This window comes from Lactiplantibacillus sp. 3062 (assembly GCF_055413545.1).
In genome coordinates this window covers 489,689-506,784 of sequence record NZ_JBVAYE010000001.1, presented here as the reverse complement: position 1 = coordinate 506,784, position 17,096 = coordinate 489,689, and the positions used below count along the sequence as shown (strand labels likewise).

15 protein-coding genes are annotated in these 17,096 nt (G+C 44.2%); 2 read left to right on the top strand and 13 right to left on the bottom strand.

Translation table 11 applies throughout. From position 1 onward, the window contains the following. Window positions 1-266: 266 nt before the first annotated feature. Together ACWQAU_RS02295 and ACWQAU_RS02290 are read right to left on the bottom strand one after the other, a co-directional pair. Entirely contained in the window at window positions 267-728 is a 462-nt protein-coding gene (locus ACWQAU_RS02295) for a universal stress protein (RefSeq protein WP_003641607.1), read from the bottom strand. Between the two features lie 190 nt (window positions 729-918). Continuing rightward, window positions 919-1,464 (bottom strand): PadR family transcriptional regulator, encoded by a 546-nt coding sequence (locus ACWQAU_RS02290; RefSeq protein ID WP_003641608.1) that lies wholly within the window; start codon window positions 1,462-1,464, stop codon window positions 919-921. Window positions 1,465-1,579: 115 nt separating this feature from the next. Here ACWQAU_RS02290 and ACWQAU_RS02285 point away from each other — a divergent pair, with 115 nt between their 5' ends. Further along, entirely contained in the window at window positions 1,580-2,116 is a 537-nt protein-coding gene (locus ACWQAU_RS02285) for a phenolic acid decarboxylase (RefSeq protein WP_003641609.1), read from the top strand. Between the two features lie 161 nt (window positions 2,117-2,277). On the opposite strand, the gene ACWQAU_RS02280 is transcribed toward ACWQAU_RS02285, so the two are convergent. Both ACWQAU_RS02280 and ACWQAU_RS02275 read right to left on the bottom strand, forming a co-directional pair. Then, entirely contained in the window at window positions 2,278-3,072 is a 795-nt protein-coding gene (locus tag ACWQAU_RS02280; RefSeq protein WP_027821608.1) for a 2-keto-4-pentenoate hydratase, read from the bottom strand. A gap of 794 nt (window positions 3,073-3,866) precedes the next feature. Continuing rightward, complete coding sequence (locus ACWQAU_RS02275; protein WP_003641611.1) at window positions 3,867-4,349, bottom strand: GNAT family N-acetyltransferase; 483 nt, start codon at window positions 4,347-4,349, stop codon at window positions 3,867-3,869. A 157-nt stretch (window positions 4,350-4,506) separates the two neighbouring features. On the opposite strand from ACWQAU_RS02275, the gene ACWQAU_RS02270 reads away from it, so the two are divergent. Then, window positions 4,507-5,373, top strand: coding sequence for a DegV family protein (locus ACWQAU_RS02270; RefSeq protein ID WP_003641612.1), 867 nt, complete (start codon window positions 4,507-4,509; stop codon window positions 5,371-5,373). Between the two features lie 98 nt (window positions 5,374-5,471). On the opposite strand, the gene ACWQAU_RS02265 is transcribed toward ACWQAU_RS02270, so the two are convergent. The 9 genes from ACWQAU_RS02265 to jag form a co-directional block, all read right to left on the bottom strand. Beyond that, window positions 5,472-5,894, bottom strand: a complete 423-nt coding sequence (locus tag ACWQAU_RS02265; RefSeq protein ID WP_003641613.1) for a helix-turn-helix domain-containing protein — start codon at window positions 5,892-5,894, stop codon at window positions 5,472-5,474. A 12-nt stretch (window positions 5,895-5,906) separates the two neighbouring features. Beyond that, window positions 5,907-7,223 carry a C1 family peptidase gene (locus tag ACWQAU_RS02260; protein WP_003641614.1) on the bottom strand — a complete coding sequence of 439 codons (1,317 nt, stop codon included), beginning with the start codon at window positions 7,221-7,223 and terminating at the stop codon, window positions 5,907-5,909. A 227-nt stretch (window positions 7,224-7,450) separates the two neighbouring features. After that, on the bottom strand, window positions 7,451-8,038 hold the full coding sequence (lepB, locus tag ACWQAU_RS02255; RefSeq protein ID WP_003641616.1) for a signal peptidase I: 588 nt from the start codon (window positions 8,036-8,038) through the stop codon (window positions 7,451-7,453). A 208-nt stretch (window positions 8,039-8,246) separates the two neighbouring features. Then, window positions 8,247-9,785 (bottom strand): cell surface protein, encoded by a 1,539-nt coding sequence (locus tag ACWQAU_RS02250; RefSeq protein ID WP_003641617.1) that lies wholly within the window; start codon window positions 9,783-9,785, stop codon window positions 8,247-8,249. A gap of 380 nt (window positions 9,786-10,165) precedes the next feature. After that, the gene (locus ACWQAU_RS02245; protein WP_003641619.1) at window positions 10,166-11,191 is read right to left on the bottom strand and encodes a DUF916 and DUF3324 domain-containing protein; all 1,026 of its coding nucleotides are present in this window, start codon (window positions 11,189-11,191) and stop codon (window positions 10,166-10,168) included. A gap of 182 nt (window positions 11,192-11,373) precedes the next feature. Next, window positions 11,374-12,111: a WxL domain-containing protein gene (locus tag ACWQAU_RS02240; protein WP_003641620.1), complete on the bottom strand. Its 738-nt coding sequence runs from the start codon at window positions 12,109-12,111 to the stop codon at window positions 11,374-11,376. A 255-nt stretch (window positions 12,112-12,366) separates the two neighbouring features. After that, window positions 12,367-14,277 (bottom strand): tRNA uridine-5-carboxymethylaminomethyl(34) synthesis enzyme MnmG, encoded by a 1,911-nt coding sequence (mnmG, locus tag ACWQAU_RS02235; protein ID WP_003641621.1) that lies wholly within the window; start codon window positions 14,275-14,277, stop codon window positions 12,367-12,369. 18 nt (window positions 14,278-14,295) lie between these two features. Next, entirely contained in the window at window positions 14,296-15,687 is a 1,392-nt protein-coding gene (gene mnmE / locus ACWQAU_RS02230; protein WP_003641622.1) for a tRNA uridine-5-carboxymethylaminomethyl(34) synthesis GTPase MnmE, read from the bottom strand. 231 nt (window positions 15,688-15,918) lie between these two features. After that, a complete protein-coding gene (jag, locus tag ACWQAU_RS02225) occupies window positions 15,919-16,887 on the bottom strand; it encodes an RNA-binding cell elongation regulator Jag/EloR (RefSeq protein WP_003641623.1) in 969 nt (322 codons plus the stop codon). Window positions 16,888-17,096: the final 209 nt, after the last annotated feature.

Sequence of the window (17,096 nt, the reverse complement as noted above, 5' to 3'; positions counted from 1 at the left end):
CCTTTGTGAATTAATTTACAAACTTTATTATAGCCATCCTTGCTCATAATGCAACAAGAATTTGAAAAATTATTTAATATCATCCAAACAGTACACTTATAAACTCATGTTTAGCAGTATTTATAGCCAATAAAAAAATTAAATTGTTAAGTTCATTAATGAACAATAGCAGTCAAAAACAACCGCAAGCTCCTCATTAGCCATGATGAGCTTGCGGTTGTTAAAATTTCATCAGCTTGGATCTTAATCCCTGTCCCGAGTCTTGATTACCGAACAACGATAACTGAAATAGGTGCTTTTCGGGCTAAACGCGGACCAATTGCCCCAGCAATCTTAGAATGTGGAAATTCGGTATCGGCACCGGTCACTAATAGATCTGGTTTAAATTCTGGAATAACTTGCTCTAAAATGACGTCATCCACATCACCGCCTTCATAGACAAGCGGCTCTACTTGATTAACGCCTCGTTGTTCAGCAAGCTGAACATACTCGGCAACGACATCTTCAACGTGTTTCCGTTTAGCTTGGATTTTCGACGGTGTTAATGAATCAAAGATATTGATATCTTCGCTTTCCAGCACCGAACAAATTCCTAACGGAACATCATAGTCGTGGGCCAAAGTCGTTGCGTATCGAAACGCACGTTCTGAAGAGGTATTATCGTCCTCATCAACGGTCAGTAAAATTCGCCGATAGACAAGTGGCTCTTGCATTTTTTGATTTTCCATAGTTAATCTCCTCATTGAAGTGAATTGATATTGACCACTGCCATTATACCAGTTTCAGAATTCAAACGGCACCATTTCTCACACGCATATAATCATAAGCTGATTTCCTTCAAACGCCGCTCTAAATAATTAAGGGTAGCTTTTAACGCTATGATTCCAGCCACCAGTTAGAGCGGCAGCACTCTCCCCATTACTCCGGTAAGGCTTTCAACGTCTGCTTCAACCAATTCACATAGTAGTCTTCTCGTCCGATCGCATGTTGTAAGATCAAATAGTGACCATAATGTTGCTTAGCAGCTTTAGCTTGCGGGAAAACGGTCGCCAATCGCTGTTGTAAGTGTGCTAACTTAGCTGTGTGCAAGGTGAGCTGTTCCTGTAACATCGCTAGTAGGCGTGGATCACGATCCGTTTGAATAAAGTATAGTTTTAAAATAAATTCATCTTTCGTAGCGGTTAAGTCTGGTGTACCGACACTGATCCACTCATGTAACAGCTGCCGACCAGTTGCGGTGATGTGGTAGAGTTTCTTTTCAAGTTTTTCGCCACTGACCGTAATTTCATGCGTGACGTAACCTTGTTCTTCTAGTCGCTTCAATTGCGGATAAATTTGACTATGTTGAGCTTGCCAGAATTCACCGATCTCGTCATCAAAGGCTTTAGTTAGATCATAGCCCGTTAATGGTTGCTGGTTTAATAACCCTAGAATAATAAATTGTAACTTGTTTTTTTGCGCCATTGGAAATTCCTCCTTGACGATTCCTTGATAACAGTATACACTAACCTTGTTGTTTAAAACATGTAATAAATTACATGATTAAAATGACATATTAGACATAAGGAAGGTAATTCTAATGACAAAAACTTTTAAAACACTTGATGACTTTCTCGGCACACACTTTATCTACACTTATGATAACGGCTGGGAATACGAGTGGTACGCCAAGAACGACCACACCGTTGATTACCGAATCCACGGTGGGATGGTTGCCGGTCGTTGGGTCACTGATCAAAAAGCTGACATCGTCATGTTGACCGAAGGCATTTACAAAATTTCTTGGACTGAACCAACTGGGACTGACGTTGCACTAGACTTCATGCCCAATGAGAAGAAACTACACGGTACGATTTTCTTCCCAAAGTGGGTTGAAGAACACCCTGAAATTACGGTCACTTACCAAAACGAACACATCGATTTAATGGAACAGTCTCGTGAAAAGTATGCCACTTATCCAAAACTAGTTGTACCCGAATTTGCCAATATTACTTACATGGGCGACGCCGGCCAAAACAATGAAGATGTAATCAGTGAAGCACCTTACAAAGAAATGCCGAATGATATTCGCAACGGCAAGTACTTTGATCAAAACTACCATCGTTTAAATAAGTAATGTTTCACGTGAAACATTCTGGTCTACAAATTGGATAATTAGCAGTCTGTCCAATCTTTGAAAATTACTAATCATCTGAAAAACATTCATTTAGCAACACTTCAAAAAGGCCTTCATAAATGTCATGACATTTATGAAGGCCTTTTTCGTAATTATTTTACTTAGGCTTCCGTTACATCCAGTGCGACCTGTCCCAGCCCGGCATCGAAGTCGGCTTGCCAGTGCCCCGCGGTCAAATGTGGTGGTAGGACAAACGTCCCCGACGAAACTCGTTGACCAGCCGTTAATGTCTTACCTTGCTCTGCAAGCTTGCCGACTAACCACTTCAATGACTCAAGCGGGTTACCCAACACTTCACTCGCTTGACCAGTTTTAACCGTCTCCCCATCATGGACTAGCGTACACTTTGGCGTTGCCACTGCATCAGCTGAAGCGAACAACTCGGCAGTCTCCCGTTCAGTTCCATATACCACTAGCCCACCGACTGCGGCATCCGCGACCACCAAATTTTTAGGCAAATCGGGAAACCAGTCAGCAAAACGTGAATCTGGCAATTCAAGTCCCGGCGCGACAGTCGTTTTTTGCCATAAATCGGTCAATGAATCGGTGGTTGACAGGTCTTCTTTAGCCTTAAAGACCAACTCAACTTCGACGAGTGGGTCCATTAGTTGCCCGCGTCGAACCGTGGTTGGTGCCGCCAAAAAGTGATCTGCAACCTGGGCACCGTACAGCGGCGCATGAGCATCAAACATCTTTTGAGTTTCCGCACTCGTCAACGAGACCTTGTATCCACCAACCGGCTGCTGTTTTAAGGCCGTTAATGCGGCTTGAACTCGATACGCAGCGTCTTCGTCAGCGACACTACTTGTAAAATCAGCCATTGTTAACGCATGCTGTGTCTGATAGGCCGTAAATAGCTGTTGTGCAACTTGAGTTTCTGTGGTGGTAGTTGTCATTATAAAACCTCCATTATGTGTTTGTGGTTACTGTTATCCCAATATGTGTTCGTAATGAGGCCGTCTAATCATTGCTAATACGTTAACTCATTACAATTAATCTAGTTGTCACTTCATTATTTGGATGTATTCAGTGCGCCAGCTAATTGTACGGGCGTCTTAAATACGAATTATTAAGACTACGGGTCATAAATATCGTTCATGTTAAAACTATGTGTGCCTAAACGTATAAATTGCACGTTGCTAAAACTATGTGTTAATCGATACACGTGGTATCGTATGTGATCTACCCGGAGTACTCAGTTATACTATGTGTTTTTGATTCCTTGTTGACCTATGTGTTACTCGAGGAGCAAGTCCTCGTGCGACTAGTTACCATTGCCCACATTTGTTGGTAACTAGCCACCTGAATGTCCGATTCCATACTCCTCACCACCTTTAAATCATAAAAAAACGTCCTTTAACTAACTCCTATGAGTTAATTAAAGGACGTCCAGAACGGGTTACCACCTTTATTCGCGACTACTTCACAATAGTCACCTTAGTACGTACAGCAATTGCGATACGCCGGTACATTAATGGGTACCATCCAGCACCATCTCCACGAATTTCGAGGCGCAACTCCAAGGTGATCTATGTTAAGTGGTATTGACTGCCTTACACCAATCCGCAGCTCGCTAACTAACCAGCTTAGCACCGTTCCTTATCACGGTTTTTAATCTAAATTTAATTAATGATTAGATTCTAGCGCCAGATTATCACAATGTCAACCTTAAAATTAAAAATAAATTAGATTAATTAAGTTTGCGTTCATTGGCCATAACATCCACTAATGCCACGTACTGCTCAGTATGCGTATCACGCAACGTATAATTTGGTGGGAGCGCGTCCGCATCTGCTTTGACAATTCGAAACCCTACTTGCGCATAAAATCGCAGGGCATTTTCGTTGGCCATCACACACTTCAACGTGAGTGGTTCGGTTGCATACTGGCGCATTTCTGTCAGTAGCCGTTCACCAACTTTCAAGTGGCGGAAATCTGGGGCCACAAAAAGCAGATGAATGAAGTTGGCCAGCCGGTACAACGAACAAAAGCCAGCCCGCTGACCATCAATCCACGCGACCAGCACGAATTCACCACGGCTGTCTTCGTTAAAATCTTGCAGTTGTGGATCAGTGACCCATGGAAAATCTTGCTGACGGTCCACTAAATATATTTCAGCCAGCGCTGCTTGATCCGCAGCTGTTGCCGGTTTTATCTCAATTCGTTTGGTCATCCTGTGCCCTCCCCCATTTAATGATTCTCATTATGACGTTAGTTGTTGAGAATTTCAAACATTAATCGCCTTAATCTATTCATCAAAGCTAGCTTTCAACTACTGACAAGCGTTATAATGTTAGGCAATACTTTCACCAAATGAAAGCGGGGGAAAAATGAAAACCGCAATTGTAACGGATAGCGCAAGCTACCTCTCAGCGGCCGATGTTGAAAAGTATCATATTCACGTCGTCCCAATTACTGTTATTTTTGGTCACCAAACCTACTTAGAAAACGTCGAAATAACGTCCAAAGAATTTTATGAACGAATGCGTACCGCGCCTGAGTTACCAACGACCACTCAGATTACCCTTGGTCAGATGCAAACGACTTATGATCAGCTGGCAAAGGCGGGCTATGATGCTGTCATTAGTATCCATCTTTCTTCTGGTATCACCAGCTTTATTACTAATCTCGAAAGTTACCTGCCAAACGTAACCAACATCAAGGTTTATCCGTTTGATTCACTAATTACGGCTGGTGGAGAAGCTTACATGGTCTTGTTAGCTGCTAAATTAGTCGCTGAAGGATACTCACCCGAACAAGTTATTGCTCAGCTCAAAAAAATCCGTGAAACAACCGGCGTATATTTTGTTGTCGATAATCTCAGTCACTTGGTTCGGACTGGTCGGCTCTCAAACGCTTCTGGACTCGTTGGCAACCTCTTACGCATTAAACCCGTTCTGACCTTTCAAGATGGCAAGATCGTCGCTATTCAAAAAGAACGAACGATGCGGCGGGCATACGCAGCCATCAAAGCCAAGCTGGCTGCCGAGATTGCTGCCGTTGACTATCCACTTCGCGTCACAATCGAAAACGGCAACAATCCGAAACTCCAAGCCGAATGGACAGCTGACTTGAAGGCTAGCTTTCCTGATCTCACCATCGATGAAGGCGAGATCGGTCCCGTCGTTGGGGTTCACGTTGGAGAAGGCGTCATGGGACTGATTTGGGCGCGTGACTGGGAAAAATGGACCATTTAGTTCACCATTATCAACCCCTAATCATTCATCATGACAGTCAAAAACAACTTTTGTTCCTCACGACGAGCTGAGGAGCAAAAGTTGTTTTTTGCATTGCCTTATTTCCGTTTCTTGCCTTTTTTCTTTTTCTTGTTCTTTTTCCGCTTTGTGTTGGGCTGTTCGGCCGACTTAGTCAACAACTTCCGTGCCTTTTTGATCAACTTAGATCGTTGTTTGGTATCCAGCTGTTCCCACAATGTTATTAATTCGGGGTCAACGGCAGGGGTTGGCGTGACCGATACTGGAATCGGTACCGCTTCCGGGGCCACCGCTGTTGCAACATCAGTCGTACCTAGCAGCCAATCTGGCGACACATTCAGTACCGTCGCTAACGCCGTAACCTTATCATGTTTAGCCACGTATTTATTACTTAACCACTGGCTGATTGATGAACGACCAATTCCCGTTTGTTTAGATAACTGAGCAGAGGTTATGTTCGCTTGTTGCATCGCTTCTTTTAATCGTTCTGAAAATATTCCCATCACATTACCCTCCTAGTGCAACGGATCCCATGCGGGTAGCCGCTGTGCACGTTCGTTAAGCAGCGCCTGAAATTCCGGTGCCAAGAAATGCTTGTGAACAACTACTTCATAGACGTACTCATTAAACCAATCTTGGCTCATTACGAAGTAGCCTTGATCACCTACTTGCTCACCCCAACTATTTTCGACCTTCCACTTAGTTGGCGTATCAGCCACTAAGTCAACGCCGGTTAACGTCATGGCATGGCTAACTTCACCTTCACCTGTTAACAGCCGTTGCGCCTTAGTCAGATGATCGTTGGTTCCAAATAACTTGCCAGTTTCAAATAAATGAGCATCCAAGTATCCCGTCTTCCGGTCCATCTGTCGCAACACATCGTTGCCAAACCAAACCGTTTCGCCAGCCTGTAACTGTTGCACAGCAACGTCCGTCAGCACACCCATATCAAGGTTCAAAAATTCGATAGGCTTACCACCAATCACGTTATCCTCGTCTGGCAAGCTATAAAGTCGATTAAACGGCTTATCTGGTGAATTAGTAACGACCACGTAATCATCCAGATCAGTTTCAAAGTAGTCCTGATAGAATTGCTGAGGCGTTAAATTAGCCGTACGATGGTACTGTTGCTCATCATCACGATATTCTAAATCAAAGCTAGTTGGTGGTTCACCAAATGAGTACGCCGTCATCCGATAGACCGTTTGCAACATTGATTTCTCCAGTGATTGTAGCTCGGCCTCGCTTGCACCATCCATCACGAGTTGCCGAAGTTTTAACCCATCTTTACGAAGCTGCCGTGATAAACTGGCTTGAAATGCCGTCGTATTATCAGTGTTGAAGGACTCTGGCATCACACTAGCTGGAACGACGCCATACTTTTGAACCAAGCTGGCCGCCATCGCCCACTGACCACCATCTTCGCCCGGATTAGCAAATAAGAACTGAACAAGCCGGTCATCAATCGGCTGACGCGCCGTTTGTTCAACATTCCGATAAAAAATATTAGCCCTTTCAATCTTATCCCAGAAAAACAAATAGTTTTGTGATAACTCAAAGTCTTTGACGTGATACCGGGTCGCAAACTTATGCCGGAGCGTGTTTAATAATGAAAACTCCCAGCAACGACCGCTGTGCTTCTGATTACTGACCTTACCCGTTGGTACTTCAACAGAAAAAGTCCGTGCTAAGCGACTCGCAGCTTGATTATCAAAACTTGCAGCCTCAATCCCATTCTTCGTAATCGCTCGCGTCAATACTGGTGCCATTCGATCCTGCGCATGCGTTGTCCGTAAAGCGGCAAGTGCATCCGGTGTTAGTTCAGTTGCCATATTTACCAGCCTCCATCGTGATACTTGCCATTATTCTAGGCTTATTGACCATTAAATTCAATTTAGATGCTACCTTTTGTTTGCTTTTCTGAACAACATTAGTCACTTTAACCATCCCACGTTGTTCTCCCTGTAAAGAATGACTAACCAACTTAGTTCCCCCCTACCATTCAGTTGGTGAGCATACAAAAAAAGCGCGCTCACTAACGAGTCGCGCTGGCTGCTATTCAGTAACTAATTGAATTAATATTATGGCGCTTAGTTTTATTCGAGTCCCAAAATGGCACTTTGACCACGCCCAATACCTTATTGGCTGGGACAAATCCCCAGTAACGACTATCATTTGACACTGACCGATGATCACCTAACACAAAGTACGAATGCTTAGGGACCTTAGTTGTTTTCAGATTCCAACTGTAACGGTTCTCCAGCGTACTCAAATCCCAATTTGTCGTTCCCTGCGTCCGCTCATACTGACTGATGAACTTCTGCGGGACAAGCTTGCCATTGACATAGAGTCGGCCGTCTTCAGATTTAACTGTATCACCGGGCATTCCGATCACTCGTTTGACATATTTGACCGTCTTGGAGCGTGCGTCTGGATCAACTTGATAGGCGTTAAAAACGATGACACTGAGGTGCTGAATCTTAGCTGTCTTGACCACGGCGACGCGCTCATTGTCATCTAAGTTAGGTTCCATTGACGGTCCATCCACCCGAACCATCGTAAAAATAAAGTGCCTGATCACCATGGCGACGAGTAACCCCACTACAATTGGTAGTACCCAGCTCATAATACTCTTAAAAGTTTTCATCAAACGTTCTCCCTTACCCCGCTATAACTTCCAATCATTATAGTCCAATCAACTCAGCTTGTCTGGTATTGGTGAATCGTTTTTACAAATTTATAAGTAACCTTGCAACGATATCACACTAAAATGACCGCCAAAACAATCTTGACGGTCATTCATAATTTCCTTAATGACTAACTAACACATCTTGATGACATCTTTCTTCCACTCATCAAGATTGTGGTGTATCTTGCAAACTCCAATTGATCTTTCCATGATAGGATCCTGCATACAATTCGGGCTGAACATCGAGAAAAATACCTTGTCGCGCTTGCCAGGTTGCTGCAATATTTGTAGTTTGTTGATTAGGATTTGTATGTGTGCCATGGCCTACCAACGTTTCCTGATTGGTCATCACATGTTTTTGACCAGCAGCATCAATATAGACCAAATCCCCAATTAATGAGTGTTGAGCAGACTTCATTTTAGTTGCGGTGGCATACACATACCACTTTGAAGCAACTGATCGCGTATCATGAACCTCAATTTGCCACTGATTTGTGGGCGATAATAAGCGCTCGCTTTGTGGAATCGTGTTACTCCGAAAACGCATTTGAGCATTGATTTGACCAAACATGAGTCCTGAATTTACATTAACTGTTAACGTATCAATATTAGATCGTTGGCCGTGTTGATCTGACACCCACACTTTCACATCATTAGGCCCTTGTTTAAGCGATTCAGTGGGTAATTTCAGATGAAAATACCCCGCCTTATCTGGCTCATTCACCGAACCATTAGCCTTATAATTAGCGATGGGCGTTCCATCAGCATGGGCAAAGTGGATGGTTAGTGCGTTATTTTTTAAAACAACATCGCGATCAAAATCATTCTGATCAGTCCCCAAGATCATTCCGGTCACTAATACCTTGCGTCCCTTAGCGGTTGAAAAGGTATGACCATTAGTTAAAAACAAGTTGAGCTTAATCGTCGCATCCGTTCGTGGAGTTCCGTTATTAATCACCGTTTCAGTGTGCCCTGGAATATCATCATACGCATTTGTTTCCGTTACCATCAAGTGACCATTACCGCTAAAGCATTTCATCTGCCAGCGCCCCTCATGATCGACTCGTGTTTTTTTGATCTGATTACCAAATTTAGCCGTGATTAGATCACCACCTTGTGTGCCCGTCCCGGTAATGATGCGCTTATTAGCCTCAAATCCAGTAATATGTGGTGATAATTTAATCTGACTAACCATTTGACAGTACTGCTTCGTTACCATGTAAGCAGGCAGTGTTCGAATGGGATTACTGCTCGCATTAGTACTGCTCTTATTACCAATCCAAACCGGCTGACCTGCTTTGATTCCATGCGTCTTGATAGTATCTGTTCGATGCGGTCGCCAAACTCGATTATTGATATTATAAGCCAGGAAAGTTGCACCATACTCTTTGCCTTGGCGATTCAAAACCAGATCCCATAAATTATATAATCCCTTACCATTCGGCGAATGTACTACACCTTTCCCTAAAGTAATTTTCACTCGACTAGTCTTGTGCGTCATGTGACCATCTCGCACATAATTAGCCGCAATGTGTGTAATGGGCCATGGCACTCGACCAATTGTTCGTTGTTCGAAATTAGTTGTAATATCCTGCATCGCACTGGTCGGCTCATCGACAACCTTTGCCTGCCCATTAACAGCCATGAGGCAAACTACCAATAACAGCCCACCCACGACCAACGTGCCAGTAAGTAACCTTCTCACTTCTACGGTCCCTCCTTACCTAGCAATAGCTTTCTTTATTAAACCAACGGATAACCATCAATAATATCAGTAGCACGCTACCGAAACTCGCATAAAACCAGGTTAAGAGCTGCTCATCAGTCTGTGGCAATTGATAATACCCCTTTGGTCTTGTCAACGTCTTTTCTGTCACCACACGATATGGCCTGGTCCCATTAGGAATCTTAACGTTGCGATTATCTATCTGTTGCTGAGTTCTCTGACCAGCATAAAAGCTAACGGTGACTGTTGACCGCCCCCCAACGGCCGCAACTCCCGTTATTGTTAACATTATTAAACTGATTAAAATGGTTGCTACACACACGCTAAACCGTTGCACCATCCTACCCCCATTAATTAACCTAATCCTTCGACCGCCGTTGTCGCCGCCATAGCCAGACGATTACGCCTAACCCTAACCCCAGTACTAGCATTGAAATTGCGCCAATTCCAATTAGCATCCACATACTAACCCCCTTATTATCAATTGACTCATGATTATATTTTTGAGCTGCTGTCATACTAATATGAAAATCTCGTTTAAATCGCCAATGATGACGCTGATTATTAACCGTCATTTGTAACTGATAATCACCCGGTTGTAATTGTTGTGATCCTAATGGCATTGGTGCTTTAAAAACTGTGTTTGGCGCCATCATGACACCCGTTTTCGTATTCTTAATAATGACCTTTTGATGCCGCTTATTAATAATCACCGTTCGGATTTTTAAATTCGGAATGATTCTTGCGACGGGATTACGTAGCGCAACAATAATGCTTCGATGATAATTGTTCAAGCCAGCTTTCACCGGCCCTAGACACAAATTAGGAATTGGCAATTTTCCTGAAGATAATTTCAACCCAATAACATACGAATACTCATTCTTAACGTTGATACTTTTCTCCGTTACTCCTGTTACCTTGTCATCAACCCGTTTAAAATACCATCCACCCAACAAGACGCCATTTACTGGCTGCTTAGGTAACTTCACCTTGATTGCGACCGTTTTGGAGCCTTCAGCCGGAATCGTTATTGTCCGCTCACCCTGAATTGTGGCTAAATCACTGACTCGGTATTTTAACGACTGATCGTACGATTTGGCCGGATTAATATATTCAATCGTCCCATTAGTATTCGTATACGCGGTATGAATAGCCGTTCGAACCTTAATATCCTTATTAGTGACATTGTAAATGACTGTCCGTAACGTCTGCTGTTGACCGCTTGCCATTTTCAAATCAAAAAAAGAATTTTGTTTATGAATCTGATTTTTTGGTATCTCAGCGGCAACACTAAAACCGACATTGTTGTTGTGGACCGATTGTTGCCGATTAGCCGACACTCCTGTCTGTCCGATTAAAATACTAAATCCAAGACTCACACCCATTAGTCTTATGAATTGGATAACCACTTTCAATCTCAACACACCCCATATTATGACGCATCTTTTAAAGCTATCATTTAATAAAAGGGAAGCCACTGCTCGCGATTACATCAACGATTACTTTATCCATAATAACCGTTAGCCATCGCCATCTGCTTTAGCTTCCCCTCTTGGTTATATTCTAACTAACTTGCTGGTGTATCACTCAAACTCCAGTTCAAAGTTGTTTGGTACCCCTGCGCTTTAGCCGTGTTTGCCGGCACCGTTAACTTAACATTACTTGGATCAATTTGATCAACAGTTACACCAGCACCATGATCTTTCGCTGCCGATAATACTGTCGCCGAATTACCATCTAACACGTTAAGAGCCTCAGTGGACTGCACGCCATTATTAGTTGCACCAGAATTAGTTACCGTACCTTTTGGTAGCTGAAGCGTTGCCCCTTTCATTACAGAACCGTCTGTACCAGTCAAACTACTCCCGGCAACGGCCAGTGTCCAACCAGCATTACTTCCTCGGACATCAGATACTTCTGTGACTGCTTTTTTGTTCCATAAACCTGATAAATCCGAATCAGTTTCTGCGGCAGTGTACGTTTCTGGATTTAAAACATCGATCTCATGGCTTCCAAAATCTAATTTATTAGAAACGTAGATCAGCGATAAGCCGCCACCGGCTTTAGCACCGTTACCACTATCACCGCTATTATCAGGCTTATTGGGATTATCCGGATTAACTGGTGATACCGGACTACTATTACCTTTAAACATCGCCTGAATATCAGTCGTACCAGTCGTATTGGCCGTACTATCTGCGTTGGGAGCAGCGGGCGTATCTGCCTGAGCGATGACACCCGAACTCACTAATAAACTACTTGCCACTAAAATACCACTGACTAACTTACTAACTCTTACCAACAATAACTCCCCCTTTATTTTGTAAACACTGTAAACAATGTTTACTAGTTCTGAAGTATAATACCTTAATTTAATTTAGTCATCATTAATTAAAGTGTTGTTGTTTTTTTAATGAAACGTGTACTAATTAAAAAGTAAGCTCACTAAAAAAGCACAATTCCAAGTTGGAATTGTGCTTTATCGTTAAAAATATTAATTTTTTCTTTCATCATTCGTTAATATCAACTGAACACACCAGTCATAACCTACTACTGATGATTATTGAACTTTAGCGATTCGCCCCTGTTGAATATAAACACTCAGAATTGCAATATCCGCGGGATTAACCCCACTGATCCGTGAAGCTTGTGCAATCGTTGTCGGCTGAATCTTCTTTAGCTTCTGATGAGCCTCAGTCGCTAATCCGTCGATCGCATCATAATCGATCCGATCCGGAATCTTTTTAGCTTCCATCTTTTTCAATCGATCAACACGTTCCTCTGCTTTTTGGATATAACCGGCATACTTGATCTGAATTTCAACTTGCTCAATAATATGCCGTTCTAGTGGTTCGGGTGCTGCCGGGATAAATTTCATTAAATCAGCATATTGTACTTCTGGCCGCTTTAAGAAATCTGCCGCCAACACACCATCCTTAAGCTCACCAGAGTTATGAGCACGTAAGAAAGCATTGACCTCATCATTAGGCTTGATTCTGATTTTGCCTAAACGGTCAAGTTCATTCTTGATTGCTTGGCGTTTCGCCTCAAATGCCGCATACCGTTCATCATCAATCAATCCTAACTCGCGGCCCTTATCCGTTAACCGCAAATCAGCATTATCATGCCGTAAGATCAACCGGTATTCAGCCCGACTCGTTAGTAACCGATAGGGTTCATTGGTGCCCTTAGTAACTAAGTCATCAATCATGACTCCAATATAAGCATCACTACGCTTCAAAGTGAATTGACCACGATCAAGGGCTCGCAAACCAGCGTTGATACCGGCAATTAATCCTTGCCCAGCGGCTTCTTCATACCCAGAAGTCCCATTCGTTTGACCAGCAGTATAGAGATTCTTGACCAACTTTGTTTCCAAGGTTGCCTTTAACTGGTAAGGCGCCACCACGTCGTATTCGATGGCATAACCTGGGCGCATCATTTCAGCGTCTTCAAGACCCTTAATGGAATGTAAAATCCGCTGTTGAACTTCTTCCGGCATCGACGTTGAAAGGCCCTGAACATACCATTCATCCGTATTACGGCCTTCTGGTTCCAAGAATAATTGGTGCCGCTTCTTATCAGCGAATCGCACGATCTTATCTTCGATCGATGGGCAGTACCGTGGTCCGACCCCTTCAATCACGCCTGTAAACATTGGTGCTCGATCAAGATTTTCACGAATGATCTTATGAGTCGTCTCATTCGTATAAGTTAACCAGCAAGATAATTGATGCTTTAGATCAATGTAGTCAGCATCCTTCGTTTCAAAACTAAAATGATGTGGTTCAGGATCACCAGGTTGTTCTTCCGTAACACTGTAGTCGATCGTATTACCATCGACTCGTGGTGGTGTACCGGTCTTAAACCGTTCCAAGTTAAATCCAAGTCGTTCCAGATCACCAGATAACTTCATCGCTGGTTGCGAATTATTTGGACCCGAAGAATACATTAGTTCACCAATGATAATCTTGCCACGAGCCGCCGTCCCAGTCGTCAAAACGACACTCTTGGCACTATAGCGCGCTCCCGTATTCGTGATAACGCCCTTGCAGACCCCATCTTCAACAATTAAGCCATCGACAATTCCTTGCCGTAACGTCAGATTCGGTTCCCGTTCAATCGTGTGTTTCATTTCCGCATGGTAAGCATGCTTATCAGCTTGGGCCCGTAAAGCTCGAACAGCTGGGCCTTTACCCGTATTAAGCATCCGCATCTGAACGTAAGTCTTATCAATGTTACGGCCCATTTCACCGCCCAAAGCATCAATCTCACGGACGACAATTCCTTTAGCCGGACCACCAACCGATGGATTACATGGCATAAAGGCCACCATGTCTAGGTTGATCGTCATTAAGAGTGTCCGGTTACCCATTCGGGCAGCGGCCAATGCTGCTTCAGAACCGGCATGACCAGCACCAACGACGATAACATCATAGTCGCGGCCTGGGTACTGCTTTACTTCTGTCATTCCAATTTCCTCCTACCACTACTTACCCAGACAGAACTGACTAAATAGCTGGTCTAATAATTCATCTTCATAGCTATCCCCGGTAATTTGACCGAGGAATTCCCAGCAACGGGTCATATCGATTTGAACCAAATCAACTGGCATACCAGCCGCAAGTCCCGTTTGAACATCTTGCAACGCTTGTTTGGCTTGATTCAACAAACCGATGTGACGCGCATTGGTCACCATCACGTTATTTTGACTACTTTCGATACCTTCATTGAAGAACATCTTGGCAATCCGTTGTTCAAGTTGCGTGACGCCACTTTGTTCCAAGACTGACATGCTTAAAACGTCACTCAAATCGACTAATTGCGCCAATTCAGCTTGATCAAGACGGGCTGGTAGATCAGTCTTGTTCAAGATAACGATTCGTTTTGACTGGTCAGTCTCTTGCAACAACTCTCGGTCTTCAGCCGTCAACGGTTGGCTATTATCCAACACTAATAAGACTAAATCGGCGGCCCCGATTGCTTTGCGACTTCGCTCGACCCCAATCTTTTCGACCTTATCTTCAGTGTCCCGAATTCCTGCCGTATCGACGAGTTTCAATGGCACTCCACGAACATTGACGTATTCTTCAATCACATCGCGGGTCGTCCCGGCAACATCCGTCACAATAGCTTTGTCTTCATGCAAAAGGTGGTTAAGCAGACTAGATTTACCGACATTGGGACGCCCAATGATCGCCGTTGCCAAACCTTCGCGTAAGACCTTACCTTGCTTAGCCGTCGCTAACAGTTGATTAATGCTTTGGGCGACCTCGGTAGCCTTCTCCTTCAGCATCTTGGTGGTCATTGTTTCAACCGCGTCATACTCTGGATAATCAATATTGACCTCTACTTGGGCTAATACGTCCAAAATATCTTGCCGTAAATGTCGAATCAGCTTAGATAGATCACCATCTAATTGGTTTAACGCGACCTTCATGGACTTATCCGTCTTAGCACGAATCAGATCCATAACTGCTTCCGCCTGTGACAAGTCCAGCCGACCATTCAAGAATGCCCGCTTGGTAAATTCACCGGGTTCCGCCATTCGCGCACCGTGACTCAAGATCAATTGTAAAATTTCATTAGTTGCCACGAGTCCCCCGTGACAGTTGATTTCAACTACGTCTTCACGCGTATAAGTTTTAGGCGCGCGCATTACGGTCGCCATGACTTCGTCGACTTCCTGATGGGTATCAGGATCAACAATATGTCCATAGTTGATTGTGTGTGATTGCACTCGACTGAGATCTTTACCCTTAAAAATCTGGGTCACCACGTTAAACGTTTGGTCCCCACTAATCCGAATAATTGAAATACCACCCTCACCAGGCGGCGTTGAAATTGCCGCGATCGTGTCAAATTCTGTGGTCGTTGGCATACCATCATGTCCTTTCTTGTCAGCGTTTCATCGCCTAATACCATACCAAATTTACTTACAATTAGTTAATAATATGTCCTAAAATGCAGAAAAAAAGCGCCTAGTCCACGCCACCTTAAAGCGTGGATAAAGCACTTTGACTACTTTATCTAAAAGATAAGAATGATTAACACCTACTATAATAGCTCACCCGGAGTTTGTCAAACGCCTGTTTGCGTTACTTTGAATAAACTATTTGCGAATCGCCACAACCACGGCCCGGTGCGGATCGCGGCCTTCTGAGAATGTGGTTACATGGTGATTATTCGCTAGTTCAGCGTGAATTAATTTCCGTTCAAACGATGGCATCGGGTCCAAGAAAACTTGTTTGCCCGTTGCAATCACTTCTCGAGCCGTACTCTCGGCTAACCGCTTAAGTGTCGCAGCCCGGCGCTCCCGATAATCATCCACATCTAGCACCACGTTAACGTGTGACGCGCCATGATGATTCATATAAACTTGCGCCAAATCTTGCAGTGCATTGATCGTTCGACCGTGTTTGCCAATCAACAAACCCTGCTTAGTTGTATCGAAATTCAATGTCGCATAGCGGTTGCCGAAGTCGACGTCAAGATCCGCCGTGACACCTAGTTCTTTGACCACCGCAAGCAAGTAATCACACAACGCCCGCACCGCGGTCTCGTTAGCCGCTTGGCGCGCTGCTATTTCTGCGGGTGTCCGCGGCGTCTGGCTCTGGTCAGCAGCCACTGATTTGGTCTTACTAGTGGTCGCTGGTTTAGATTGGTCGGTATCAGCGATAACCGGGCCGGTGGTAACCGCCATTGAAGCGGGTTTAGCCACTGCTTTCGCCTTGCTAGTCGCTGGTTTTGCGGCACTGGTCGTGGCCTGACTAGTTTTAGCTTGTCTGGTCGGCGTTGACTTTGGTGTCCGCACGGTAGGCCGCGGCATGGTCGGTGCTGTCGTTGATTCAGTAGCTACTGACTGTTGCGCTGTCGCCGTAGCGGAAGTTGGCGTCGTTGCAGGTGCTGCGGAGGCTGGCACCACCGTTAGCCGTACTTGGGCGGAGTGTTTGCCTAGCCCCAGAAATCCTTTTTTTGCTTCAGCGATCACTTCAACTTCAACTTGATCGCGTGTTCGGTGCAGTTGTTTTAGACCAGCCGCGATTGCGGCCGCGACGGTATTACCTTCAAATACTGTCATGCTTGAATCCTCCTCGTTAAAAATCCTGCTTTCATTATAGCATTACCATTCGCCATGCGAACACCTGAGTATGAACACTTAATGAACCCTTACAACGATTAGGACTTCGGCCGTTCTACTACCCCTGAAAACTCAGACTAGCAAAATCTAGTGCTTATTATGTCAATAACCAACCTGTTCATGGCACGTTTCAGAGACGCGCCACAATA

What these genes read in the sequence shown, in the direction of transcription:
- ACWQAU_RS02295 (WP_003641607.1), bottom strand. Translation starts at nt 728, where the DNA reads ATGGAAAATCAAAAAATGCAAGAGCCACTTGTCTATCGGCGAATTTTA.
- ACWQAU_RS02290 (WP_003641608.1), bottom strand. Translation starts at nt 1,464, where the DNA reads ATGGCGCAAAAAAACAAGTTACAATTTATTATTCTAGGGTTATTAAAC.
- ACWQAU_RS02285 (WP_003641609.1), top strand. Translation starts at nt 1,580, where the DNA reads ATGACAAAAACTTTTAAAACACTTGATGACTTTCTCGGCACACACTTT.
- ACWQAU_RS02280 (WP_027821608.1), bottom strand. Translation starts at nt 3,072, where the DNA reads ATGACAACTACCACCACAGAAACTCAAGTTGCACAACAGCTATTTACG.
- ACWQAU_RS02275 (WP_003641611.1), bottom strand. Translation starts at nt 4,349, where the DNA reads ATGACCAAACGAATTGAGATAAAACCGGCAACAGCTGCGGATCAAGCA.
- ACWQAU_RS02270 (WP_003641612.1), top strand. Translation starts at nt 4,507, where the DNA reads ATGAAAACCGCAATTGTAACGGATAGCGCAAGCTACCTCTCAGCGGCC.
- ACWQAU_RS02265 (WP_003641613.1), bottom strand. Translation starts at nt 5,894, where the DNA reads ATGGGAATATTTTCAGAACGATTAAAAGAAGCGATGCAACAAGCGAAC.
- ACWQAU_RS02260 (WP_003641614.1), bottom strand. Translation starts at nt 7,223, where the DNA reads ATGGCAACTGAACTAACACCGGATGCACTTGCCGCTTTACGGACAACG.
- lepB (WP_003641616.1), bottom strand. Translation starts at nt 8,038, where the DNA reads ATGAAAACTTTTAAGAGTATTATGAGCTGGGTACTACCAATTGTAGTG.
- ACWQAU_RS02245 (WP_003641619.1), bottom strand. Translation starts at nt 11,191, where the DNA reads ATGGGTGTGAGTCTTGGATTTAGTATTTTAATCGGACAGACAGGAGTG.
- mnmG (WP_003641621.1), bottom strand. Translation starts at nt 14,277, where the DNA reads ATGACAGAAGTAAAGCAGTACCCAGGCCGCGACTATGATGTTATCGTC.
- mnmE (WP_003641622.1), bottom strand. Translation starts at nt 15,687, where the DNA reads ATGCCAACGACCACAGAATTTGACACGATCGCGGCAATTTCAACGCCG.
- jag (WP_003641623.1), bottom strand. Translation starts at nt 16,887, where the DNA reads ATGACAGTATTTGAAGGTAATACCGTCGCGGCCGCAATCGCGGCTGGT.